This window comes from Sphingobium sp. MI1205, assembly GCF_001563285.1.
GTDB lineage: Bacteria > Pseudomonadota > Alphaproteobacteria > Sphingomonadales > Sphingomonadaceae > Sphingobium.
Genome location: NZ_CP005189.1, coordinates 210,600 through 234,305, shown reverse-complemented (window position 1 = coordinate 234,305; position 23,706 = coordinate 210,600). Strand labels below are relative to the sequence as shown.

The following is a 23,706-nucleotide window of genomic DNA, read 5'->3' as shown; positions in this document are numbered from 1 at the left end:
CACCCAGGAACTTGGCCAATTGAATTAGAAGGATAGCCCAGCGAGATTCGGCCAGAGCGGCAAAGGAGAGACGATGATGGAAAGTTGGGCGGGCAAAAGTTGGTTTATCACCGGTGCTTCAAGCGGTCTCGGCAAAGCGATCGCGCGCAAGGTGCTGAAGGAGGGTGGTCGCGTGATCGCGACGGCGCGGGATCCGGGTGCGCTGGCGGAGCTTGTCGAGCTGGGCGGTGACCGCGTGCTGCCGGTCGCGCTGGATGTTGGGAACGCGGCGCAAGTGGTTAGCGCGGTGGCCGAGGCGGAGCGTTTCGGCGGCTTCGATGTGTTGCTGAACAATGCCGGCTACGGCTTTCTCGGCGGTGTCGAGGAAAGCTCCGACGAAGAGATTGCGCATCAGATGGACGTCAATTTTTTCGGGCCGGTCCGGCTGATACGCGCGGCCTTGCCGGCCATGCGCGAACGCGGGAGCGGCTATGTCATCAACATGTCCTCCATCGCCGGGATGCGGACCCGACAGGGTGCGGCCTTCTATGGGGCCTCCAAATTCGCGCTGGAAGGCATGTCGGAAGCGCTGGCGGGCGAGCTGCGATCCTTCGGAATCCACGTGATGATCGTGCAACCCGGCTATTTCCGCACCGATTTTTCGGGGCGGTCGATCGTACATGCCTCTACGCCGCATCCGGCCTATCCCTTCCTCGCTCGCCAGCGCGAACAGGCAGCGACGGTGGACGGCAAGCAGATCGGCGATCCCGCGGCGGCGGCGTCCGCCATCGTCCGCGCGATGGACAGCGATGATCCGCCGCTGCGGCTGCTTCTGGGTAGCGACGCCTATGCCATGGCGCTCGACGTTCTCGACAGCCGCCGGGCGGCGGTGGAGGACTGGCGGGGCCTCAGCGAAAGCACGGACTTCCCGCGCGACCAGTGAGCCTACGCCTTAGCGCCGCGGTCCCTTGTCCTCGAATGCCGGATGGATGAGCCTGGCTTCGGCCAGCACATCAGCGGTCAGATAGGCGCGGATCGCGGCGCGGGCCGCCTGATAGTCCGGCTCGTCCCGGCGTGCCTCCCGCTGCGACTGCAGATAGGAAAGGATGTCCTGCACGACCGCGCGCAGCGCACCCGCCTGGGTCGCCAGAATCTGGACCGACGGATAGCGCCCGGCGGGTGGCTCGGCGGCGGACATGGAGGTGGCAATGCCGCGCGCGCGATCCGCGTCGCCCGCCGAGCTCAGATAAGTAACCAACTCGCCCAGCAGCGTTTTCAGCGCCGCGATGTCGTCGGTCAGCAGCTGCCCCTCATCCTCGATTCGCAGCGCGACGTGGCGCAAAAGGTGGCCGATGGTGGCGAGCGTGCTGCGCGCGGTCGTGGTCTGCACGGCAGGTTCGACGATGTCGACCAGCGTGGCTTCGATGTTGCGGATGATTTCAACGGCGGATGGATGAATCATCGCTCTATCCCATGTCCACGGAGGTATTGAGCTGGGCGAAGCGCGGGCCGGGGATCGGCGGCACCAGCCCCATGGCAGACGCCAGGATATGCTTTGACAGATGCAGCACCTCGGTCGAGGTCCATCCCTGGCGGATATGGGCGTCCGGCCGCCGCAGCGACGCCGCGCTGTTGTGCGACATGACTGCCAGGCGGAGCGCGCGGACGAGTTGATAATATTGCACCGCCTCCGGCGCGATGCGGATCCCGGTCAGCTCGGCATAATAGTCAAGCGCCGGCTCCAGTCCCCACAGCTTTTGGCCATCGCGGACGATGTCGCCCAGAAAGCCTTGCATGAAGGCGAAGTCGGCGGCCGGATCGCCGATCGTGACCTCTTCCCAGTCGCTCAGCGCGACGATGCGGCCGTCCCGGAAAACCTCCTCGCCATAGCCATTGGTGCCCTTGCACAGGCACAGCTTTGGCGCGACGGGCGCCTTGTCGGACAGCCATTCCACCGCCTCCAGCAACAGCGGGATGGGCTCGGTAGCCAGGCCAAGAAACTGGTCGCGCGCATGGCGCAGCGCGCAGGGCGCCGCATCGGCTTCGTCACGCGGCACGGGCAGCCGCTCGCCAAAGCCGATCGTCCGCCAGTCGATCGCGTGGACGCGGGCCAGCGCGCCGATATGCTCCTTCGCAATGGCGATGCGCAGGCTGTCATAGGCCGGATCGGGATCAGAAAAATGTTCGATGTTCCAGTCGCCGTCGATCTTCTCGCGGGCGTAGAAGGGGCGGTCGGTGCGCGCGGGATCGGCTTCCCAGAACAGCGTGCGCGCGGTCGGTACGTCCACCTGCGTCAACCGGTCGTAGATGAAATATTCCAGATCCAGCGGATTGGGATCGGTGCTGCCGGCGGGAAAGTCGCTGCGCAGCACCATCTCCCGCGTCTCGCCGCCGTCGATGCTGTAGGTGACGAAGCGCGTTTCGCGCGAAGAGCCTCGCGGGAAGCCTTCTACCTTGTCCACCTTCACCCGGCCGTTCAGATGGTCGGAGAGGATCGGCTCCAGTTGCTGGGGTGTGAAGTCCATGGCGCTCAATTCATGAAAAGGGAAACGGGGGGAATACGCGATCAGTGCGGGGTCAGGCCGCCGTCGACGAACAATTCCGTGCCGGTGACATAGGATGCCGCATCGGAAGCCAAAAAGGCGACGACGGCGCCGACTTCCTCGGCCTGTCCCATGCGGCCCAGCGGGATGGCGTCGCGCAACGCGCGCACTTCGGGCAGGTCGGCCTTGGAGTCGCCGCCCAGCAGCATCTCCGTCGCCTGCGGCCCGGGATGCACGGAATTGACGCGGATGCCGGTGCCCGTCTGCGCCAGATGGATTGCGGCCGACTTGGTCATGTTGGCGACGGCGGCCTTGGTGGCGGCATAGGATGTGGTGATCGCGCTGACCCGCTGTGTCGAATTGGACGAGATGTTGACGATTGCGCCGCCGCCCTGCGCCTTCATCACCGGGATCACCGCCTGCATGCCGCGAAATGTGCCGAGCAGGTTGATGTCCAGGATCGCCTGGAAATCGCCGATCGTCAGATCTTCGATGGTGGCGGCGGTCGCGATGCCGGCATTGTTCACCAGAATGTCGAGCCGGCCGAAGGCGTCGGTCGTTGCCCGCACGGCGTCCGCCCACGCCGCCTCGTCCCGGACGTCCAGCGGAGTGAACCGGACATCATGCCCGGCCTCGCGCAATTCGGTAGCGGTCTGCTCACCCCTTTCGACGAGTAGGTCCGCGATCATGGCCTTGCCGCCCGCCTCGCAGATCGCCCAGGCGGTAGCCGCGCCCAGTCCGCGCGCGCCGCCGGTGATCAACGCGACCTTCCCGTCCAATTCGGGACTTTTCGTCCTGCGCATCCTCATCCCTCATATTTTCTGGCGGAGTCATTCTCACCGCGATAATCGGGTGCTAGCATATGGTCATCATCATAACCAGTAGCTGACGGAGAAGGAGAGATCATGGTCGACAAGCCCCTGGGACGGCTAAACCAGATTGCCTACATGGTGCCCGACCTCAATGAAGCGATCGATTGGTGGACCGAGGTGATGGGCGTTGGCCCCTTCTTCGTCTTCCCGTCCTTCGACATGGTCCGGGGCGATTATCGCGGGAAGGATCATTTCGCCCAGTTCGGTGCGGCGATCGCCTTTTCCGGCGATCTCATGGTCGAACTCATCGAACCGCGCGGTCCGTCGATCTTCCAGGAATTTCTGGATGCCGGCCGCAAGGGCGTGCATCACCTCTGCGCCTTTTCCGACAGCATGGAAGATACCGAAGCCTGGGTCGCCGAGCGGGGTGGCACGCGGCTGCAGGGCGCCGAGTTCGCGGATGGGTCCAAGATCGCCTATTTCGCGATGACCGAGGATGAGACGGTCATTCTGGAAGTCGGCGTCCTGAAGCCCGAAGTGCAGGGCCTGTTCGACATGATCCAGCAGGCTGGCGCCAATTGGGACGGCAAGACCAAGATCTTCGACCCGATGGCAGGCTGAACGCTGGTTTGGCGGGGTGGTCCACAAAAGCGGGCCGCCCCTCTCCCAGCTAATCCCCGGTAAAGTTCAACTCCACCCGCACTCCGTTCGGATCGATGGCGAAGATCTGGCGCAGCCCTATCGATTCCACGACATTGACCTCATGGGGCAGGCCCATGTCCGCCAACGTCCGGGTGATGGCGTCATGGCCATGACAATCGAACGCGACATGATGGAGCCGGCCGGTATCTCCGGCGGGGAACTGCTGGTCCCCCGGCATCGGCTCGACGAGGTGAATGACCGGGAGGCCGGCGCTGTCGCACAGCCAGACGACCTGCATGCCCGGCGGCATCCCCGGCGGCACGGTTCGCACCAGCCCCAGCAGCCGCTGGTAAAAGTCCGCGCTTTCATCGACCTGATCGGTGCGGATATTCACATGATCAATCTTGCGGACATGATTGACGGCGGTCATGCGGCGCTCCTGTTGGCCGGGCGAGGGCGATAGCCCGCGATATATTTGTCGATCATGGCATGATATTGCGCGACGCGCCGCTCCTGATTGGCCAGGATCGCCCCGCGATAGCCGCGCGAGCGCATCGCCTGCTGTTGCCCCGCCATTACCCACGCGTCGCCATCGAGCACGACGCCCAGGCTCTTTTCCCCATAGTCGATAAATTCCCGCTCGGCATGCGGCTGGTCCGACTCCCCTTCCAGCGTCACCAGCTCGATATGCGAGCTCATGCCGCCGAAACTATAGTACCAGCAGTCAAAGACGCAGCGTTCCGGATCGGTCGCGTGCGGCGTCGCGCGCAGGAACAGCATCCCGTCGGCATTGAGCGAGGTCGCGAAGTTCGGGAAGACCGTATAGTGGAACACGTCGGTCAGCTGCGCGTCGCTCAGCGCCTCATAATGGCCAAGGCCGCGCGCGGCCGCCAGCTTGCGCTTCTGCTGCTGCACCGCCTCCCGCGCGTCCCGCTCCCGTCCCGCAAAGTCCTTGGGATCAAGCTCCCACCGTTGCAGGTCGGCGGCGATCGGCGCGGTCATGCGCGGCTTGTGTTCGGGCAGCCGGTGCGCGGGCAGGCAGCATTTCGACTGGCCCAGCGCATGGCCGTTCTCGAACAGCTCCAGCCGGGTTTCCTCATAGCTGTCCTCGGAATATTCGATGCCTTCCGGGTGCGCGGTCGGCAGATGATAGGTCTCATGGAAATTGTCCATGAGCAGCTTCCAGTTGCACGGCATGCGCACCGATGTCGCCTGCACCCGCACCATATTGTCCAGCGGATAGGCGAGCCACTCGTCCCAGATCGCTCCCAGCGAGTCGCGCAGGGACGCACAATCGGGGTCCATGTTTACCCAGACAAAGCCGGAAAATTGTTCGCAGGCGACTTCGATCAGCGAAGCTTTGGCGCACGGATCGCCGCCGGGAAAATCCTTAGGATCCTGGACATAGCTGCACCGCCCGTCCAGTTCGAAGCGCCAGCTGTGATAGGGGCAGGTGAAGGACGGCATGCTGCCGGTGGCTTCCCACACCAGCTTGTTTCCCCGATGCTGGCAGACATTGTAGAAAGCCTTGATCGCCCCGTCATCCTGCCGGACGATCAGGATCGATTCGGGGCCGATTTCCTCGACCATGAAGTCGCCGGCTTCTGGAATTTCGTCGGCGCGGACGGTGATCAGCCAGCTTTTCGTAAAGACATTTTCCCATTCCGCTTCCATGAACGCGCGGGACGTATAGCGCTCACCGGCCAGCGGTCGCGCCGCACCCGGGTTGATCGCATAGCTATCGGCCATGACCTCTCCTCCAGTCTTTTGGATGGTCGCCCGAGATTATGGTTTGCGGGCGATCCGTATGGTAGCATATTAAGGCGATCGCGAGGCATTGCCAAGCCTGCGGCAGATGAGAGGATGAGTGAATGGAAGAAACGCTGTCCGGGCGGCAACCGCCCATGGCACATGCTGCGCCTGATCTGCTCGCCGCGCATTGGCTGCTGGCGGGGCAGAGGCCCACCGCCGATCCGCTGCCCTGTCCCATTCCCCTGACGGATCGCGTGCGCGCGGCGCAGCGGGCAGGCTTTGCCGGCATCGGCTTGATCGAACCGGAACTGGTCGATGCCGTCGCCATCCACGGTGTCGCGGGAATGCGGTCGCTGCTCGCCGATCATGGCATGCGCCATCTGGAAATCGAGGCATTGACCGGCTGGTGGGGCGACGATGACGACTGGCGCCGTTCGCTCGACACCATGCTCGATCTTGGGGGACAGCTTGGCGCGCGCATTCTCAAGGTCACAGGGGATTTCGCCGCTGAACCCGCGTCCACAGCGCGCATGACGGATCGATTTGCCGCCGTTGTGGAGCGCGCGCGGGGGAGCGGTGTCGTTCTCGCGCTGGAGATCATCGCCTTTTCCAATATTGCCGACGTCCCGTCCGCTCTCGCCGTTCTCGGGGACAGCCGGGACGAGGAGGCGGGATTGATGCTGGACAGCTGGCACTTCGCGCGCCGGTCGCTGCCGCTTCAGTCGCTCGCCGGTCTGCCCAGGTCGCGCATCGCGGGGGTCGAGATTTCCGACGTAACCCCCGGGACGCCCGATGATCTGTTCACCGACACGGTCGATCACCGGCATGTACCGGGGGAGGGGGCCTATGATCTGCCCGCCTTCCTTCAAGCCGTGGCGCAAACCGGTTATGACGGACCGGTCGGACTGGAAGTGCTGTCGGCGCCGCTGCGCAATGGCTCTCTGGACGATGCCCTGCAACGCTGCGCCCATGGCGCACGCGCAATAATGGCGCGGGGGCATTGAAATTATGCGCAATCATACAGTAAGCCGCCGAACCTGTTCTAGGAGAGATTTCTGACGTGACCAATGCCCAATATCTGTGGAGTGTAGCGCGCGGTTTGCGGACGCAGGTCCGCCCCAGCGTTGAGAACAGCAATGCGCGCGACGCCCTGGATAATGGGATCAGGATCCTGACCACCATGGCTAATGCTCTGGAACCGGGACCCGATGCGCTGCCAGCGCTTGCTGCCGATCAGCCGCTGGTGGATACCGACCGGCTGATTGGTCCGCCCGAAAATGCCGCCGCCTATCGCAACACGGGCGCGGCGATCGCGCAGGCGGCAGGGCAGCTGGATCAGGGCGCGTCCTTGAGCGCGCTGGCCGAGGCGATTCGCTGGGAAAAATCGCTGCTGGATGCGGCGGTGAACCGCATCGACGCCGTTGAACGATCCGCGCCCGCCCATGAGAGCGCCGATGTCAGCACGATCGATCCGATCCGTTTGCAGGCCTATCTGCGCCGCCGCCCGGGTTGCGAGGATGTGGAAGTCACCGCCTTCCGCCTGATCGTGGGCGGACGCTCGCGCCAGACCGCGTTGTTCTCCATCGCCGGGGGTGCGGACCTGCCGCGCGACATGGTCATCCAGCGCGGCATTCCCGGCCGGGCCAGCAGCGACGCCTTCCTCAGCGAGGCGCTCCAACATCAGCTACTGGAAAAGCTTGCCGGCGCCGGCATGCGCGTGCCTCGCCCCGTGCTGGTCGAAAATGATCCCGTCTGGCTGGACGCGGCCTTCCTGCTGGTCGAACAGGTGGCTGGATCGACAGTGCAGCCGGATTACTGGCTGCCGGCGAAAAGCGAACAGGTAGTACTGGGCCTTGCGCGCGAAATGGCGGTGCTGCACGCTCAGCCAGTCGATACGGTGGGCGCGGGGCTGCGCCAGGCACGCGAACGCCATGACGTCGAAGGCTGGCGCGCCGAGCTGGAATTGCTGGCCGAACAGTGGACCAGCCGGGCCCATTGGCAGTCCGTCACCATGTCGGCGGTGATTTCATGGCTGCGCGAGAATGTCGACTGCATGGATGATCGCCGGGCGATCGTCCACAACGACATGGTTTTCCACAATATCCTGGCGCAGGACGACCAGATTACCGCCGTCCTCGATTGGGAACAGTGCGCGATCGGCCATCCGGGCGAGGATTTGGGCTATTGTTATCCGGTCGTCATTGCCGTCACCGACTGGTCGAAATTCATGGACGCCTATCGCGCGGCGGGCGGCGCCGACGTACCACAGCGGCAGATCGATTTCTTCGCCCTGCGCGCGGGCCTGCGCCTCATGAACCTGGTCATCAGCGGCGGGCGCGATTCCTTCGAAGGCGGCCTGAACGACGATATTCTGGTCGCCAGCGCCGGCGCACACTTCACCCAGCGCCTGCTCCATCGCATCGCCTTCATGCTCAATTCCATTCTGGAGCGCCAGTCATGAGTGAAACCATTACCCCGTTCGTCCTGGCCGTTCCGCAGAGCGAGCTGGACGATCTGAACTATCGTCTCGACCACGCGCGCTTGCCCGAACGGGAACCGGCGGAAGGATGGTCGCAAGGTGTTCCGCTGGACCGGCTGCGCGCGCTCATCGACTATTGGCGGAACGACTATGACTGGCGCCGCTGCGAGGCGATGCTCAACGGTTTCGGCCAGTTCAAGACGCAGATCGACGGGCTCGACATCCATTTCCTGCACATCCGTTCGCCGCATGCCGATGCGATGCCGATGCTTCTGACGCATGGCTGGCCTGGTTCGGTGATCGAATTCCACAAGGTGATCGGGCCGCTCACTGATCCGGTCGCCCACGGAGGCGATGTCTCCGATGCCTTCCATCTGGTGGTGCCTTCGCTGCCGGGCTACGGCTTTTCGGGTAAGCCCGCCGAAACCGGCTGGGGCGTCGAGCGGACCGCGCGCGCATGGGCCGAACTGATGCGGCGGCTGGGCTATGACCGCTACGTCGCGCAGGGTGGCGACTGGGGCTCGGCCGTCACCGTGGCGCTGGGCGTGCAGGCGCCCCAGGGCCTTGCCGGTGTGCATTTCAACATGCTTTCCATCCGCCCCGACGATCTGGGGCCGGAACTGGATGCCGATGAGGAAAAGGCGATCGGCCAGCTCAAGCATTTCGCCGACGTCGAGTCCGCCTATGCACGGCTCCAGGCCACCCGGCCGCAGACCATCGGCTATTGCCTGGCGGACTCGCCGGTCGGGCAGGCGGCCTGGATCTATGAAAAGCTGCGCGGCTGGAGCGACTGCGATGGTGAGCCGGAAACGATCTTCACCTATGACGAGATGCTCGACAACATCATGCTCTATTGGCTGACCAACAGCGGCGCGTCATCGGCGCGGCTCTATTGGGAAAGCATGGGCTTCTTCCGGCCGATGAACATCGCCATTCCGCTCGGCTACAGCCAGTTCCCCCGCGAAATCATGTCGCCGCCGCGCAAATGGGGGGAAACCCTGTTCAGCAACATCATCCACTGGAACAATGTGGAAAAGGGCGGCCACTTCGCCGCCTTTGAACAACCCGAGATTTTCGTGAATGAAGTGCGCACCTGTTTCCGTCAGCTCCGCGGCTGACGACCTGCGTTGACCGGCGGTGCTGCGATCAGTGCAGCTCCGCCGAACAGCGATCCAACACCACCAGATCGCGTTCCTTGGCAATCGCCCTGAACCGCAGCAATTTGCTGTTTTCTTCATGAAACTCGATCCGGATCGTCTCGCCCGGCATCACCGGACGGCTGAACCGCACGAACATTGATTTGAGCCGCGCCGGATCGCCTCCGCAATAGGCGCTCAATATCGCACGGCAGGCGATCCCCTGTGTGCAGAGGCCGTGCAGGATGGGTCGTCCGAAGCCCGCCCGCCGAGCAACGGCCGGGTCCGCGTGCAGCGGATTCCAATCCCCGTTCAGCCGGTACATTAGCGCTTGCCCCGGCAGCGTCGCATATTCAAGGACGCGACCGTTCGCCGGCCCTTCGATCGGGGCGGGCGGTGAGATGGACTGGCCAAATCCTCCCTGGCCGCCATTGTTACGCAGGAACAGTGTCGCGCGGAGCGTCGCCAGCAGGTCACCGGATGCAGCATCCACCAGATTGCGCTGCTGATGCAGAAGGGCGCCCCGTCCAGCGCCCTTGTCTTCAATGCCGATGATGCTGCTGAATCCCCGCAGCTTGCCTCGCGACGGCAACGGCCGATGCAGCTCGAAACGTTGCTCTGCGTGCAGGATGCCTTGCCAGTCGATGCCGAAGGCCGGGTCCTTTTGCCAGAAAGGAGCTTCGCAAAGCAGGTTGGCGAAGGAGGGCAGGCACTGAAGATTGCGTTCGTACACAAAGGGCAGTTCATCTTCCGCGAGGGGATCGGCGCCGTAGCCGATCCCGAGCGCGTAGAGTATCACGTCCCGATGGTCGTAGGATTGTTCGACGGGATCGAGCGCGAGCTGTTCTATTTGCGCGATTTTCATCTGCGTCCCTCTTTATGTCGAAGCCGTCAAAGGCCATGGCCTGGCCTGCCCCGTGCGGCAGTGGAGCCGGTCTTGGGAGAGACTTCCGATAAACCCGTGCATGGCCGCCATGCGCCCGCACATGATCCGCCGTCGCTGCGTGGCCAGGCGAAGCTCCTGTTCCTGGATCCAAGGCGGCCGCCGAATAGGCCCTTATTGCGCGAGGGCGCCGCCATCGACGACAAGAGAGTGGCCGGTGACGAAGCTCGCCTTGTCCGAACAAAGCCAGATGATTGCTTCCGCGATCTCTTCGGGCTGAGCGATGCGGCCCATCGGCGCCATATTTTCCAGAACCCGGCGCTCATCCTCGCCCATTTCCATGACGTCCTTGACCATGTTGGTCAAGGTCACGCCCGGCAACACCGCGTTCACGCGGATGCCTGCCCTTGCGTGCTTGAGCGCGGCAACCTTGGTAAGGCCGATCACTCCATGCTTGCTGGCGGTATAGCCAGGCTGGGAAGGCACCACTGAGGCGATGAGTCCGGCGATCGAGGCGGTGTTGACGATCGAGCCCTTGCCCGTCGCGGCCATATGGCGCAGTTCGGCCCTTAGGCAGTGCATGACGCCCGAGAGGTTGATGTCCAAAGTGCGCTGAAAGGCGTCATCGTCCCACTCCCCATCCTGGGGATGGACGATGGCCGCATTGTTGACGGCATGATCCAGGCCGCCCAGCCTTGCTATGGTGTCCCCGATCATCTGCTCCACGACCGCTTTGTCGGACACATCGCCATAGACGAAAATGACTTCCGCGCCGGAACCCCGCAAAAGTTCGGCCGCTTGCTCGCCGGCTTCGCGATTCACATCCGCGATCGCCACCCGCGCGCCGCGCTCCGCAAAAAGGCGAGCAGTGGCAAGGCCAATCCCGTTTCCGCCGCCGGTGACCAGTGCCACTTTGCCTCCAAATTCCTTCAATGCATCCTCCGTAATTGCTTATTGTGCGCCGGCTATGATGGCCGCGCTTGCTTCCCAGGGATAGTCAAAAAGGCTGGCCGCGAACTGGGCACTTCCCTTCATTCGCGATAATTTCGTATTCGACAATGTGAATATCGTATACAGAAATGCTGTGGCGATTTTTGAGAGGGTCCATGTCCAGCGCCCTATTGTGGCGGATATTGGAAAAGCCGATGGTCGTGGAAGTAGCTGAAGAAACGACGGAATCCCGGCGCGGGGCGGGCAACAAGATCGGGTCCAGCGCACTGGTGGTGCAAGCGATTCAGCATATCGACGGGTTGATCGGCCGTGGATTATTGCGTCCCGGTGACGCTATCAGCGAGCCGGAAGTGGGTGCCGCGCTTTCCATCGGGCGCGTCCCGGTACGGGAAGCCATTCGCATCCTGGCAGGCGAGGGCATTCTTGAACTGGTCCCGAACCGAAGTGCTCGTGTGCGTCTGATCGAACCTGAAGAGATACTGGAAAGATTCGAGCTTCTGACATGGATGTCGGCCTGTGCCATGGAGCGGCTGGTCGTCGACGGGGGCCATGGAGCACTGGCCGATGAATTGATCAGAATCGCGCGACGCATAGAGGAGAGGGGCAAGGGCCTGGATGGCGCGGCGACCCTGCGTGAGATCAACCGCTTCCATTCGCTTATCATTCGTTCCTGCGGCAACCGCTATCTTGCCGACATGGCTGGCCGTACCCGCATGAACCATTATACCCGCTCTATCGCGACGATCCTGGGGCATCGCGCGATCAACGCGTGCGCCCCCAAATATCCTCAGATAGCGCAGGCGCTCAAGGCTGGCGACGAGGGCAAGGCTATCAAGATCCTGATGAAGCAGACGCGCAAGGTGCTAAACGACTATCGCGCTGACCGCGGCTTTGTCGAACACAAGAAGGACGGGGGCCCTCGGGCGATCGGTCATCCGCAGTCAATCTGAAGCGGAGGGCGGTTCGCCCACATGCGGGTAGTTTCCGCAGTTCTGCATCAAGAATCTGCGGCCATTCCCGCAAATTGGGCGACGATCTTGCCGTCGCTGATGGTGAAGGCATCGAACGCGCCACTGGTTCGGAAGGCGGACGTAGTCGCGTCCCAATGCACCAGGGCATGATTGCCGGAGATCAGCTCCGCCGTGACCTGGAGACGGGTATCATCGGGCCTGAATATTTCCGCGAACACATGTTCAAACAGCGCCCTGATCTGTGGTTTGCCCGCTACAACGCCGGTATCTCGAGTCATCATCACAGCGTCATCGGCATAGTCGGCCAGCAGTGCGTCGACATCTCCCTTCTGCCAGGCGTCCAAGTGCCGGTGCACGATAGCTGTCGTCTGCTCACTCATTTCACTCTCCCTGCCTAGCTCTTCATCTGACCGGACTATCGTTTCGTCAGCAAGACGGTATGCCACACTACCGTTGACGGAATCCGAGTCAACCCATATCGTATACGAGATCGTGGCGAAAAGACGCAGATAATTGCGAACACATGTCCCTTCGCGCAAAGGAGAGCGTGAATGAATACTGCAGCGAGAGAGCCGAGGGATAATGCGATGAGCGGTGAAGCATTAGAAAGCATTCTGATCGTCTATCAGAACGCGGTGGAAGGCCGTCAGGCCAGCTATGACGACTGGTACACCAATATTCACATCCGCGACGCTATGCGTCTGGACGGCGCGATCGCGACCCAGCGCTTCATTACCTCTCTGCAGCAGCCGATCGTGGACGGCCGGCCGGTCGATCCGGGCTATTTCGCGCACACCATCTATGAATGGGAAAGCGCGGCCAAATCAGTCTTGGGCCATAACGAGCGCGTGGGGACAGTTGACATGGAGGTGATCCGCGACGCGTCCTTCGAGGGACTGCGCGATTATTTCTATCGGCCCGTCTTCCTGTCGCATGGATGGACCCGAGAACAAGGCTTCAGACGTGGTGACGACGTGATCACGGCCCTGATAGTCCCTAATGAAAGAGGGGGGCTTGGCTTCAGTCAGTGGTTCGAGCAACATCACGCGCCGGACACCTTGACGTTGCCGGGCTTCGGCAGCGTCGGCCTGTTCAGCTATCATGAGGAACAGTCGCTGCCGACTCCGTTTCGGTTCCCCCTGGTCGCGATTTACGGCGTAACCGATCGTTCCGCGGCAGTGCAGGCCTGGACCGAACGCTATCATAATCGGGGCGAACTGGACCTTAGTAGTCAGGCGGAAGAGGTGGAAACGGGCTGCTGGCAGGCCCGGATCCCACGATTGCGATCGGAAGAAGTGCTTGATCCACCAGCGGCGGCAGTGGAGGAGGAAACGCGCGCACGCAAGGCCTACGCTGGCCAATTTCTGTCGACAAAGGAAGTCGCCAGTATGTTGTAGTCCGTGGCAGCGCCAGAGCTTAGGGGTGCCCGAAGGCTGAACCGGTCAATCCTCATGGATTAAACCATATACTAATATACAGTACGCTAAGCATTTTGTGCGTGCATCTTATCGAACGGTGCGTCATAAAACGAGGCGGCATACTTGCCGCTCATCTAGAAGAAGATCGATGAAAAACAGGGAACAAGCCGCCGATAAGGTGGACAATTTAGGAGAGGAGCCTTCGGCGCAACATTTCGCCTTTGGCTATCTGGTACACGACGTTTCACGCATTCGGCGGACGGTCATGGACCTCATCATGCGGCCTTATGGGATCACCCGTTCGCAATGGTCGGTGTTGAGCGCTCTGTCGCGTGGTGGCAATAACGGCATGATGCAGGTCGATCTTGCCAGATTGATGGAGGTCGGGAAGGTGACCGTCGGCGGTCTCGTCGACCGACTGGAAGCGTCCGGTCATGTCGAGCGCAGAGCAGATGCATCGGATCGGCGGGCCAAACGGGTATTCATCACGGAACGAGGGTTTGAGGTCATTCACCTGATGGTGGAGGTGTCCTCGGACGTTAATCGAAGGATATTCTCGGGCCTGACGATGCAGGAGGTCGAGGGGGCAGAGAAAGTCCTTTCTGTAGTGAAGAAAAACCTGAAGGAAATTCTTGCTGACAAGATTTCCATGGGCGAATCAAAAATATCCAGTTTGTCTGATGTGAAGACTGAGATGAGGAATGGAATCTGAAGCATCCGCGCGAGGGATGCTATGGGATGGAGCTAGAATGTATTTCATGATATTTGCCGCCGATCGACCGGGAGCGCTGGAAAAGCGCTTGGAGCATCGGCAGCGTCACGTGGATTATTGGGTCGCCCAAGGCGATATTTTGAAGGTCGCTGGAGCCATGCTCAGTGACGATGGCCCCGATGCGTCTGCCATTGGCAGTTCTTTTCTGCTGGAGGCAAAGGACGAAGAGGCGGTGAGCGCCTTGCTGGCGGCCGATCCATTCATGATCGAGGGCATATTCGCCGATAACCCGACCATCCAGCCGGTTCGCCCTGCCTTGGGCAGTTGGCGGCAGGATTGACGGACTTGGATTAGATGGGGACGGCGCCCGAGCACCGTCCCCTCTTGCAATAAGGGGCGGGGCGTTCCGGTCAATCCTCGCCGATGTAGATCAGTTTCTTGCCGGTATTGGATCCAGCGAAGAGTTCCTCAAGAACATCCGTGATCTTGTCGATTCCGTTTTCCACATCTTCGTCATAAACGAGCTTGCCTGCGAGAAGCAGGTCAGTAAGTCGTTCAATGGCGTCGCCAAAGCGAGCCACATGGTCGAAGATCACAAATCCGGTCCAGCTGAGCGTCCGCATCAGGATTTCGCGTTCGTTGCGCAACCCGGTCGGCGGCGGATTCCAGCTGGGCGTGGCAGCCGTGCCGCATTGCACAATGCGCCCGTTTTTCGCCATGGCGCGAATGGCGGTGTCCAGGATCCAGCCCCCGGTATTGTCGAAATAAATGTCGAAGCCCTCGGGCCGCGCCGCCGCCAATGTCTCCGCCAGATCGCCGGTCTTGTAGTTGAAGGCCGCGTTATAGCCAAAGCGGCTGACGCAGCGCTCAATCTTGTCGTCACTGCCGGTCAGGCCCACAACGTAAGCGCCCGCCTGCCGCGCGATCTGCCCAACGATGCTGCCGACGGTTCCAGCAGCGGTCGACACCAATATCGCCTTGCCCTCCGACGGCGGCGCGATGTCATGCAGCGCCAGCCAGGCGGTGACCCCAGGCATTCCCAGAATGCCGGCATAGGCCGGCAGCGGTGCCCGAGGGTTGGAAATATGGGACAGCAGGTCGGCGCGGGTTATCACGGCATAATCCTGCCAACCCAGGAAGCCATAGACCAGGTCGCCTTGCGCAATGGTCGGGTCCTGACTTTCGATCGCGATGCCGACCGCCAGGGCCCGCATCGGCGCGTCGATCGGGGTGAGCGCGGGGTTGCTGGCCCAACCGCGCTGCACAGGGTCGGCGGATAGATAGAGATTGCGCACCAGCACCTGGCCGGGGCCGGGGACGGGGCGCGCGACTTCCTTAAGCGCGAAATCGCTCTTGCGCGGGGTGCCCTGGGGACGCTGGGCCAGAACGATCTGGCGGTTCTTTTCAGGTGTTGAAAAGGGCGGGATTTGGGTGGTCATGACAGGCCCCTGAAATGTGTCAGAAAGTCGCGGATCGGTAGTGCAGCCCCGGTCTAGCGTCAACCGCCGGAGATGGGAGGGGCGTCGCCTCGTTGCCGCCTGCATCTCCGGAAGGTGGCGATCAGCGCCGACCCGGCGCGTCCTTCGGATCGTCGCTCACATAACGGCTCAGCGTCTGGTGCATGTGCCGGATGCGGACTTCCTGATAAGCCGAATAGATGATGTCGGCGTCACCGCCATTGCGGATGCCGTCCTGGCACAGGCGAAGGCCGGTCACGTCCTGGTCATAGATTTCACCATGCCAGGGCGGAAGAACGCCGGCGGCGGCAAAAGAGCCTTCGTCGCCCAGATCGACGACTTCCACTTCCGGAAGGAAGTCGGCATCGGCCGGTTTGGGCTTGAAGATCATGAATTCGAACGTGGACCGGTTGGGATTGCCCCGCTCGGGCAGGAAGCGATAGGCGTAGGGATAGCCGAGCGACCGGAACAGGATGATGTTCGGGAACAGCGAATATTGCACGGCATCGGCCGCTTCGGAATCGGACATTTGCGAATAGTCACGCCCATGGGCTTGGCTCATCGCCGTACGCATGCTCTCGGCCATGAAGTGCCGCGCCTTCACGCCTTCGTCCAGACGGGGGACTTCCCCGCCGCCGAACACCAAGGCCAGGGCCGAATCTAGGATTTCCTGCTCCGACAGCGCCTGGGGCAGCTGGTCGCTCATGACGCCGGTGGGCTCCAGGAAGCGGCTGACATGCGGATCGTCTGCCCAGACATCATATTGGGTGCTGGCATCGCCGCCGAAGGGCAGGGCCTGGGCGTGGATGCCCGCAAGATGGAAGGATTCGACAAAGCCCTCGATGCAGGTTTTCCAATTGGCATCCATATTCTTGCGGATGACCGTCGCCAGATACATGTCCGAATAGGACCAGTCGGCGAAATGCGCTGGCATGTGGCCCAGATAGTCCATCAAGGGCGGCGCGTCGTGGTCGCGGTTGATGAAGACGAAGCCGTCCCAGCATTCCACCCGCGCCTCGGGCAGGTTCATCTCGTTTTCCTGCAGATCAGGAAAATCCCAGCGGGACGGCACATGAGCCAACGTCCCGTCGAGGTTCCAGGTGAAGCCATGGAAGGGGCACACGATCTTGCGAACGCTGGTGTTTTCCGCGCACAGCTTCATGCCGCGATGCAGACAGCTGTTATAATAACTACGGATCTCATCGGGTGCGGAACGCACTATGACGAAGGATGCGCCGGGGCTGTTGTAGACGAGACAGTCGCCAACTTCGGGTATCTGTTCTTCACGGCAGGCCATCTGCCAGACGCGCGGCCACATGCGCTCATCCTCGAGCGCGGCGAAGGCAGGGCTACGATAGCGGTCGCGAGGTACGTGGGCCACCGGTATGTCCAACTCGGAATATTCGCGTAGCACGGCGGGCGCGGGCACGGGATCATCGGCGATGACCTGTTGGAAGAGGGGGGCGGCACTCTGGCGATAATCGGGTGCGACCTTGGTTTGGTTACCCATGCGTCCTTCTCCATAAAATTATGAGCGATCCACTGCCGCCGTGGCGACCGAAATCCGCGGAGGCGGAGCATAGCTTCCCTTGCTCCAAAGTCAAGATCGTATGCTAGCATAGCATTATATGCTGGCATCCGCGCTTTTTGATTGCTAGCATATAATGCGATTACGAACTAAGAGCGTTCAGATGGCTTGAAGGGCGCGCGGCGTCGAGGATTGAGAAGCTTATGGATATCGAAAAAATCAGCAATATGGTGATCGAACCGATCTTGCAGCCGTATGACAAGCGCGACACGATCCTGTTCGCACTGGGCCTGGGCTACGGGTCGGACCCGTTGAACGAAGCAGAACTGCCCTTCGTCTATGAGAAGGATCTGCGCTGCGTTCCGGCTTATGCCAATGTTCTGTGCCACCCAGGCTTCTGGGCGCAAAAACCCGAATTCGGCATCGACTGGGTGAAGATTCTGCACGCCGAACAGGATCTGGTCGTGCACAAGCCCCTGCCCGCGACGGGTGCCATTCGCGGTGAATATCGAGTTGCGGGGATTGAGGACAAGGGCGAAGGGCGCGGCGCGCTGCTGCACCAGGAAAAGAACCTTTATAACGACGCCAATGGAGAGCATCTGGCGACGGTGCGCTCCACTCTGTTCCTGCGGGGCAATGGCGGCGAAGGCGCTTTCGGCAATGCCATGCAGCCGGCTCAGCCTGTTCCCGATCGCGCGCCCGATCGGGTCGTGGAGATCCCGACGCTGCCCCGGCAGGCGTTGATCTACCGCTTGAGCGGCGACTGGAATCCGCTGCACGCCGATCCTGCGATCGCGCGCAAGGCCGGCTTCGAAATGCCGATCCTGCATGGCCTGTGCACCAAGGGTCTGGCCAACCGCGCCATCCTGTCGGCCTATTGCGACAATGATGTTTCGCGCTTCAAGTCGATGTTCGTGCGGTTCAGCAAGCCGGTGATGCCCGGCGAAACGATCCGCATCGAATTCTTCGAGGAAGCTAACGGCAAACTACGCTTCCGCGCGGTCGCGGTCGAGCGTGGCGAGGTGGTTCTCGATCGCTGTTCGGCGACGGTGGCCTGACCTCCTTCTCGCTTGAAAGGCGCTAGTCGATGCGTTGCCTCATCCTCTACTATTCGCTGACCGGTCAGGCCCAGAAGGCGGCCGCGTTGGCTGAGGATGCGGCGCGCGCCGCAGGGTGGGACGTGACATCGTGCCGGATCAGCACGAGCGATCCAGCCGATGTCCTCGCCCGCCCCATGAATGTCGCGGCGTCGAAAAAATGGACGCAGGGCGCCCAAAAGGGAATGGTCGTCCCTCTCGCCTATGAACCGGCGGGCGCGGTCGCGCAGAAATATGATCTGGTGCTGCTGTTCACCAACACTTGGGGCGATAATCCTTCAGTGCCGGTGCGATCCTTCCTGGAAAGCGCCGAGGCACAGGCGTTGCTGGCCGACACGCCCTTTGCGGTCTATGTGGTCTGCCGCCGGCTGTGGCAGAAGAATTTGTCTATCGTCCGCGGCTTGGCCGAGGCTGCCGGCGGACAATATCTGGGCGGCGAGCCCTTCATGCATCCGGGCGGCCAGATCGGCAGCCTGATTCAGACAGTGACATATCTGTATCGCACCGATGATGGACGGAAGCGGTTTCTGGGCTTCCCCTTGCCCCGCTATGGCCTGTCGGACGAGGCAGTGGCACGGGTCCCTGCCTTCACCAACGAAATTTTGAGCAAGGTTGACCGTCACTGAACTGACATCAGGTGGGCCTATAAAAAGATTGACGGACGAGAGCCAATGACCAGCGCAGCGCATGAATTCGATCGGGTTATCCCCTTGGAGGGAGGCCATAATTTCCGCGATATCGGCGGGTATCGGACGCAGGATGGCAGGACGGTTGCCAAGGGTCTGGTCTATAGATCCGGCACGATGTCCGAACTTTCGGACTGCGACCATGCCGCCCTCGACGCGCTCGGCCTGCAGGTGATTTGCGATTTTCGGTCGACCAGGGAACGGAACCGCCGGCCCTCGCGGCTGCCAGACGCGGCGACCTACGAAATCTGGTCGCGCGATCATCAGATGAGCGCCGGCGACCTGACCGAAGCCATGCAGCATGCCGACGCTACCCCTGAAAAGTCGCGCCAGCTGATGATAGAGGCCTATCATGATCTCGCCTATGAACAGGCACCGTCCTATCGGGAACTGTTCCAGCGACTCGCCTATGGCACGCTGCCGCTGGTCTTCCACTGCGCGGCTGGAAAGGATCGCACGGGCGTCGCGGCTGCCTTGCTGCTCGACCTTCTCGGCGTTTCGCGGGATCAGGTGATCGAGGATTATAAGCTCACGGACCAGTTTTTCTCGCGCGGCTGCGAATTGGTGACCAAGGACCCCATCGGCAACAAGCTGGCCAATGTTGCGCGCGAAATCTGGGAGCCGATGATGCGCGCCGACCCGGGATATTTGACTGCCATGTTCGACACGATCGAAGCGCGGCATGGATCAGCCGAAGGTTTTATCCGCGAAGAACTCGCCTTGGATGATGCTGGCATAGCGGCGATCCGGACGCGTCTGCTCGTCTGAACGAGTCCGCTCAACCGGGGTGGAATAAGCTGGAGCTTGGTCCTTCGGCTCCACCGGATGATTGAAACGCGATCCGCCCATAATCGGAATACATTGCCTGCCGCAAGCCGGGCGAATCGCTACTGGCTTGCGGCAGGCACGTTGTCAGGTCTTCTCAGCCCCGCGATGGGTCCGCGAAAGATACGACGGTGAGTCCCCCATCGGTGAAAAGTTCCGCCGCCGTCATATAGCTGGAGTCTTCGGACGCAAGGAAGGTGACAACCTTGCCGAACTCTGCGGGAAGCCCCATCCGACCCATTGGAATGGCGTTTTTGAGCGCGCGCACGTGCGGCAACGCCTGCACTTGCGGATTGTCGATCATTTCGGTCAGGTGCATGCCCGGATGGATCGAATTGCACCGGATATTATCGCCACGCAGGCCGCAATGAACCGCCGTGGTCTTGGTCAGATTGGCCAACGCCGCCTTGCTCGCGCCATAGAGCGAGGTGGTCGGGAGAACCATGGCGGTCGAATTGGATGAGACGTTGATGATCGAACCGCCATCATTTTTCCGCATGGCGGGCAGCGCGGCCTTGATCCCGAGGAAGGCGCCGAGCAGGTTGACGTCCAGGATCGACTGGAACTGTTCGAGCGTCGCTTCTTCGATATCGATCGGGATATTGATGCCCGCATTGTTGACGAGGCAGTCGAGCCGGCCCCAGCGGGCCATCGTATCGTCGATCGTGGCCGCCCATTGAGCGGCATCGCGGACGTCCAGATGGACATAATGGACCTTGTGTCCTTCGGCCGTCAGTCGGGCGGCGCGTTCCTGCCCGGCCGCGTCGATCACATCCGCGATGACGACCGAGGCGCCGTCGGCGCAAAGGGCATCGACGGCGCTCCCGCCCAGGCCGCGTGCGCCGCCGGTGACGATGGCGACCTTTCCATTCAATCTGCCCATGGAATTTTCCTTCCGATCGTCAGGACCGTACGGGCGCATAGGGCGCGTCCGTGGCTAGCGTAAGCGTCTCATCGACTACGGACCGTGCCAGGATCGACAGGATTTCGGGGAAATCCGGGTCGGTCTTCAGCGCCTCGACCGCCGCGAAATAGGTATTGGCGTCCGGCACATCCCATATATGGATGACGGTATTGAGCCGTTCGACCTGCTGAAACATCGCGTGCAGCATTTTGCATCCGCGTGCTTCCATCTTTTCCCGGACCTTCGGTGCGACGGTCATGAACTCCATCACACCGGCGTAGGAAAGCTCCAGCCTTGCCACCAGATACATAGCATCCTCCCGATCATGGCGGTTTATTCCGCCTGTTCCATAAAATATTTGCGAATGGCGGCGCGTTGCACTTTGCCCGATGCAGTGCGCGGCAACGCGACGCCGACCTCGATGCGACGCGGAATCTTGTACGCCGCAAGCGACTTGCGCGCAAAGGCGATGACTTCTTCCGGGTCGACATCCTGCCCTGGGCGCAGTTCCAGTGCGGCGGTCACGCCCTCGCCCCATTTGGGATGGGGAAGGCCGAACACGGCGCAATCCAGGATCGCCGGATGGTCGCGCAGCACGGCCTCGACTTCGGCCGGGTAGACATTTTCGCCCCCCGACACGATCATGTCCTTGATACGATCAGTCAGGAACAGATAGCCGTCCTTATCAATCCGGCCACCGTCACCGGACCGATACCAACCGTCGATCAGCGCTTCGGCCGTGGCTTGGGGCTTGTTCCAATATTCGATCAGCAGGCCGGGCCCTTTGACCCAGATTTCGCCGGGCGTGTCGATCGGCAAAAGCTCGGCATCCGGGCCGCGGATCGCGATGCTGAAGCCGGGCAAGGGTCGACCGACCGATCGCAGCAGATAGGGATTGCTGGCATCATGCTGCTCAGGGCCAAGGATCGCCATCGTGCCGGTCACTTCGGTCATGCCATAATATTGCAGGAAACGGCATCCGATGCGATCGACCGACCGTTCGAGCAGCGCCGGATCCATCGACGCGGCGCCATAATGGATCCCCCGCAAGGTGGGTACGCGCACGCCCCGCGCATCCATTTCGCCGATCAGCGCGCGAACCAGGGTGGGTACAATGAAGGTGCGGGTGATGCCATGTGCAAGGCAGTTGTCGAGGATGACCGCAGGATTGGTGTCCGCGATGACATAGACGGTCGCCCCTCGAACCAGCGCGGTGCACACCCACGACATGCCGCCGATATGGAAAGAGGGCAGGGGAGAGAGGAGGACTTCATCGTCCCCCCAATCCGAGAAGAAACCTGAAATATTTTCGACATGGCGGGCGATGCCGAGCGCATATTGCGATGTAACCACGCCTTTGGGACGGCCGGTGGTGCCGCTGGTATAGAGCTGAAGGCAGGGTGCAAGCGGATCAAGGGCCATGCGCGGCGCAGGCGTGGCGGCGGCGATGCGCGCGCGCAGGCCCTGCGGTCCGTCTTCATCGACCAGCAACAGCGGCAGGCTCCGCGTGTCGGCTTCCTTGATGAGGCCGGCAAATTCGGAGTCAGCGATGATCAGGCTGACCGCGCTGTCTTCGAGGACATAGCGGGTCTCAGGTGCGGTATTGCGCCAGTTGACAGGAACCATCACTGCTCCGGCGCGGATCGCGCCGATCAGCAGGATGAAAAACAGGTCATTATTCTTGCCCATATAGGCAAGGCGCCCGCCGGCGCTGACGCCATGTTCGGCAAGCAAGGTGACAGCCGCATCGCATGCCCGATCCAGTTGCGCATAGGTCCAGCTGTAGGAGCCGAAAATCAACGCGGGCTTATCGGGCGTGATGGCGGCGAAATGATTGGGATAGTCGGAAGGCAGGATCAGCCCGCTCTCATCGAGAGCGGGCCCTTCTGCAAACGCCATGCCGTCGGCGATGCCGCCGACGGGTAAGGCGATATCAGAAAGCGACATTGTCGCCCCCCTTGGTCTGCATCATTTCGCGCGCTTCGGCCGGCGTCGCGACGGTCAGGCTGAGTTCTTCGAGCACGCGGCGGATCTTCTCCACCTGCACGGCGTTGGATGTCGCCATCACGCCCTTGCCGGCATAAAGGCTGTCTTCCAGACCCACGCGCACCGATCCGCCCAGCAGGGCCGACAGCGTGACCAGCCGCATCTGATGCTTGCCCGCCGCCAGCGCCGAGAAAATGAAGTCCTCGCCGAACAGCCGGTCCGCCGTGGTTTTCATGTGCATGACATTTTCAGGATCCGGGCCAATGCCACCCAAGATGCCGAAGACGCCCTGGATGAAGAAGGGCGGTTCGACCATCTTGCGATCGACAAAATGCGCCAGATTGTAGAGATGGCCGACATCGTAACATTCGAATTCGTAGCGCGTGCCCTGTTCGGACAGCTCCGTCATCGCCCGCTCAATCTGCGCGAAGGTGTTCGACAGGATGAAGTCCTTCGTCATTTCCAGATAGGGCTTTTCCCAGTCGAACTTCCATTCGCTGGTCTTGCCGCCCGCGCCGGAGATGTTGAAGTTCACCGACCCCATGTTCATCGAACAGACTTCGGGCTTGAACTTCTTCGTCGGCGCCAGGCGATCGTCCAGGCTCATGCCCAGGCCGCCGCCGGTGGTGATGTTCAGGATCGCGTCGGTAGACTGCTTGATGCGGGGCAGGAACTGGGCAAACAGCTCCGGATCCTGCGAGGGCTGGCCGGTTTCCGGATTGCGCGCATGCAAGTGCAGCATCGCCGCGCCTGCTTCGGCCGCCGCAATGGCGTCCGCCGCGATCTGGTCCGGGGTTATCGGCAGATGGGGCGACATGGTGGGGGTGTGGATCGAGCCGGTGACGGCGCAGGTGATGATGACCTTGTCAGTACGCTTCATTTCTTTCCGGCGTCTAGCACGCCCCTCCATGTTCGATGTTCGATATTCTCGGGTCAGGCCGATCA

26 protein-coding genes are annotated in these 23,706 nt (G+C 61.8%); 12 read left to right on the top strand and 14 right to left on the bottom strand.

Going from position 1 to position 23,706, the window contains the following annotated elements:
• The first annotated feature begins 73 nt into the window (after nt 1–73).
• Nucleotides 74–922: an oxidoreductase gene (locus K663_RS17615; protein WP_201026714.1), complete on the top strand. Its 849-nt coding sequence runs from the start codon at nt 74–76 to the stop codon at nt 920–922.
• A gap of 9 nt (nt 923–931) precedes the next feature.
• Here the strand turns inward: K663_RS17615 and K663_RS17610 are convergent, their stop codons facing one another.
• The 3 genes from K663_RS17610 to K663_RS17600 are packed head-to-tail and all read right to left on the bottom strand — an operon-like array spanning nt 932 to nt 3,325.
• The gene (locus K663_RS17610) at nt 932–1,441 is read right to left on the bottom strand and encodes a hypothetical protein (RefSeq protein WP_062121366.1); all 510 of its coding nucleotides are present in this window, start codon (nt 1,439–1,441) and stop codon (nt 932–934) included.
• Between the two features lie 4 nt (nt 1,442–1,445).
• A complete protein-coding gene (locus K663_RS17605) occupies nt 1,446–2,504 on the bottom strand; it encodes a phosphotransferase family protein (protein WP_062121365.1) in 1,059 nt (352 codons plus the stop codon).
• A gap of 41 nt (nt 2,505–2,545) precedes the next feature.
• Complete coding sequence (locus K663_RS17600; RefSeq protein ID WP_062121649.1) at nt 2,546–3,325, bottom strand: SDR family NAD(P)-dependent oxidoreductase; 780 nt, start codon at nt 3,323–3,325, stop codon at nt 2,546–2,548.
• Nucleotides 3,326–3,427: 102 nt separating this feature from the next.
• Here K663_RS17600 and K663_RS17595 point away from each other — a divergent pair, with 102 nt between their 5' ends.
• A complete protein-coding gene (locus tag K663_RS17595; protein WP_062121364.1) occupies nt 3,428–3,955 on the top strand; it encodes a VOC family protein in 528 nt (175 codons plus the stop codon).
• A 49-nt stretch (nt 3,956–4,004) separates the two neighbouring features.
• Here K663_RS17595 and K663_RS17590 read toward each other — a convergent pair whose 3' ends face one another.
• On the bottom strand, nt 4,005–4,406 hold the full coding sequence (locus tag K663_RS17590) for a VOC family protein (protein WP_062121363.1): 402 nt from the start codon (nt 4,404–4,406) through the stop codon (nt 4,005–4,007).
• Nucleotides 4,403–5,725 carry an aromatic ring-hydroxylating oxygenase subunit alpha gene (locus K663_RS17585; RefSeq protein ID WP_062121362.1) on the bottom strand — a complete coding sequence of 441 codons (1,323 nt, stop codon included), beginning with the start codon at nt 5,723–5,725 and terminating at the stop codon, nt 4,403–4,405. Before K663_RS17585 ends, K663_RS17590 begins: the two co-directional genes overlap by 4 nt.
• Before the next feature lie 122 nt (nt 5,726–5,847).
• On the opposite strand from K663_RS17585, the gene K663_RS17580 reads away from it, so the two are divergent.
• The 3 genes from K663_RS17580 to K663_RS17570 are packed head-to-tail and all read left to right on the top strand — an operon-like array spanning nt 5,848 to nt 9,325.
• The gene (locus K663_RS17580) at nt 5,848–6,732 is read left to right on the top strand and encodes a sugar phosphate isomerase/epimerase family protein (RefSeq protein ID WP_062121361.1); all 885 of its coding nucleotides are present in this window, start codon (nt 5,848–5,850) and stop codon (nt 6,730–6,732) included.
• A gap of 56 nt (nt 6,733–6,788) precedes the next feature.
• On the top strand, nt 6,789–8,189 hold the full coding sequence (locus K663_RS17575; RefSeq protein WP_062121360.1) for a phosphotransferase family protein: 1,401 nt from the start codon (nt 6,789–6,791) through the stop codon (nt 8,187–8,189).
• A complete protein-coding gene (locus K663_RS17570) occupies nt 8,186–9,325 on the top strand; it encodes an epoxide hydrolase family protein (RefSeq protein ID WP_062121359.1) in 1,140 nt (379 codons plus the stop codon). The genes K663_RS17575 and K663_RS17570 overlap by 4 nt, the downstream gene beginning before the upstream one ends.
• Before the next feature lie 28 nt (nt 9,326–9,353).
• Here the strand turns inward: K663_RS17570 and K663_RS17565 are convergent, their stop codons facing one another.
• Both K663_RS17565 and K663_RS17560 read right to left on the bottom strand, forming a co-directional pair.
• Nucleotides 9,354–10,208, bottom strand: coding sequence for a MaoC/PaaZ C-terminal domain-containing protein (locus tag K663_RS17565; protein ID WP_062121358.1), 855 nt, complete (start codon nt 10,206–10,208; stop codon nt 9,354–9,356).
• A gap of 192 nt (nt 10,209–10,400) precedes the next feature.
• Entirely contained in the window at nt 10,401–11,159 is a 759-nt protein-coding gene (locus K663_RS17560; protein WP_062121357.1) for an SDR family NAD(P)-dependent oxidoreductase, read from the bottom strand.
• Nucleotides 11,160–11,332: 173 nt separating this feature from the next.
• Between K663_RS17560 and K663_RS17555 the strand changes: the two genes are divergently transcribed.
• The gene (locus K663_RS17555) at nt 11,333–12,127 is read left to right on the top strand and encodes a GntR family transcriptional regulator (protein ID WP_062121356.1); all 795 of its coding nucleotides are present in this window, start codon (nt 11,333–11,335) and stop codon (nt 12,125–12,127) included.
• A gap of 47 nt (nt 12,128–12,174) precedes the next feature.
• On the opposite strand, the gene K663_RS17550 is transcribed toward K663_RS17555, so the two are convergent.
• Nucleotides 12,175–12,528 (bottom strand): nuclear transport factor 2 family protein, encoded by a 354-nt coding sequence (locus tag K663_RS17550; RefSeq protein WP_083536000.1) that lies wholly within the window; start codon nt 12,526–12,528, stop codon nt 12,175–12,177.
• A gap of 171 nt (nt 12,529–12,699) precedes the next feature.
• Between K663_RS17550 and K663_RS17545 the strand changes: the two genes are divergently transcribed.
• The 3 genes from K663_RS17545 (at nt 12,700) to K663_RS17535 (ending at nt 14,618) form a co-directional block, all read left to right on the top strand.
• The gene (locus K663_RS17545) at nt 12,700–13,545 is read left to right on the top strand and encodes a hypothetical protein (protein WP_145902361.1); all 846 of its coding nucleotides are present in this window, start codon (nt 12,700–12,702) and stop codon (nt 13,543–13,545) included.
• A 169-nt stretch (nt 13,546–13,714) separates the two neighbouring features.
• Nucleotides 13,715–14,278: a MarR family winged helix-turn-helix transcriptional regulator gene (locus tag K663_RS17540; RefSeq protein WP_062121353.1), complete on the top strand. Its 564-nt coding sequence runs from the start codon at nt 13,715–13,717 to the stop codon at nt 14,276–14,278.
• Between the two features lie 37 nt (nt 14,279–14,315).
• Nucleotides 14,316–14,618 (top strand): YciI family protein, encoded by a 303-nt coding sequence (locus K663_RS17535; RefSeq protein ID WP_062121352.1) that lies wholly within the window; start codon nt 14,316–14,318, stop codon nt 14,616–14,618.
• 70 nt (nt 14,619–14,688) lie between these two features.
• Here K663_RS17535 and K663_RS17530 read toward each other — a convergent pair whose 3' ends face one another.
• Entirely contained in the window at nt 14,689–15,717 is a 1,029-nt protein-coding gene (locus K663_RS17530) for an NADP-dependent oxidoreductase (RefSeq protein ID WP_062121351.1), read from the bottom strand.
• A 121-nt stretch (nt 15,718–15,838) separates the two neighbouring features.
• Entirely contained in the window at nt 15,839–17,245 is a 1,407-nt protein-coding gene (locus K663_RS17525) for an aromatic ring-hydroxylating oxygenase subunit alpha (protein ID WP_062121350.1), read from the bottom strand.
• A gap of 221 nt (nt 17,246–17,466) precedes the next feature.
• On the opposite strand from K663_RS17525, the gene K663_RS17520 reads away from it, so the two are divergent.
• From K663_RS17520 to K663_RS17510, 3 genes are read left to right on the top strand one after another with little or no spacing between them, the layout of a single operon-like run.
• Nucleotides 17,467–18,321 (top strand): MaoC/PaaZ C-terminal domain-containing protein, encoded by an 855-nt coding sequence (locus K663_RS17520; protein ID WP_062121349.1) that lies wholly within the window; start codon nt 17,467–17,469, stop codon nt 18,319–18,321.
• A 29-nt stretch (nt 18,322–18,350) separates the two neighbouring features.
• The gene (locus K663_RS17515) at nt 18,351–18,986 is read left to right on the top strand and encodes a hypothetical protein (RefSeq protein WP_062121348.1); all 636 of its coding nucleotides are present in this window, start codon (nt 18,351–18,353) and stop codon (nt 18,984–18,986) included.
• A gap of 45 nt (nt 18,987–19,031) precedes the next feature.
• The gene (locus K663_RS17510) at nt 19,032–19,814 is read left to right on the top strand and encodes a tyrosine-protein phosphatase (RefSeq protein ID WP_062121347.1); all 783 of its coding nucleotides are present in this window, start codon (nt 19,032–19,034) and stop codon (nt 19,812–19,814) included.
• Between the two features lie 154 nt (nt 19,815–19,968).
• On the opposite strand, the gene K663_RS17505 is transcribed toward K663_RS17510, so the two are convergent.
• The 4 genes from K663_RS17505 to K663_RS17490 are packed head-to-tail and all read right to left on the bottom strand — an operon-like array spanning nt 19,969 to nt 23,641.
• Entirely contained in the window at nt 19,969–20,754 is a 786-nt protein-coding gene (locus K663_RS17505) for an SDR family NAD(P)-dependent oxidoreductase (protein WP_062121346.1), read from the bottom strand.
• A 19-nt stretch (nt 20,755–20,773) separates the two neighbouring features.
• Entirely contained in the window at nt 20,774–21,085 is a 312-nt protein-coding gene (locus K663_RS17500) for an NIPSNAP family protein (RefSeq protein ID WP_062121345.1), read from the bottom strand.
• A gap of 23 nt (nt 21,086–21,108) precedes the next feature.
• A complete protein-coding gene (locus tag K663_RS17495; protein WP_062121344.1) occupies nt 21,109–22,722 on the bottom strand; it encodes a class I adenylate-forming enzyme family protein in 1,614 nt (537 codons plus the stop codon).
• Nucleotides 22,709–23,641: a 3-keto-5-aminohexanoate cleavage protein gene (locus tag K663_RS17490; protein WP_062121343.1), complete on the bottom strand. Its 933-nt coding sequence runs from the start codon at nt 23,639–23,641 to the stop codon at nt 22,709–22,711. Before K663_RS17490 ends, K663_RS17495 begins: the two co-directional genes overlap by 14 nt.
• Nucleotides 23,642–23,706 lie beyond the last annotated feature (65 nt).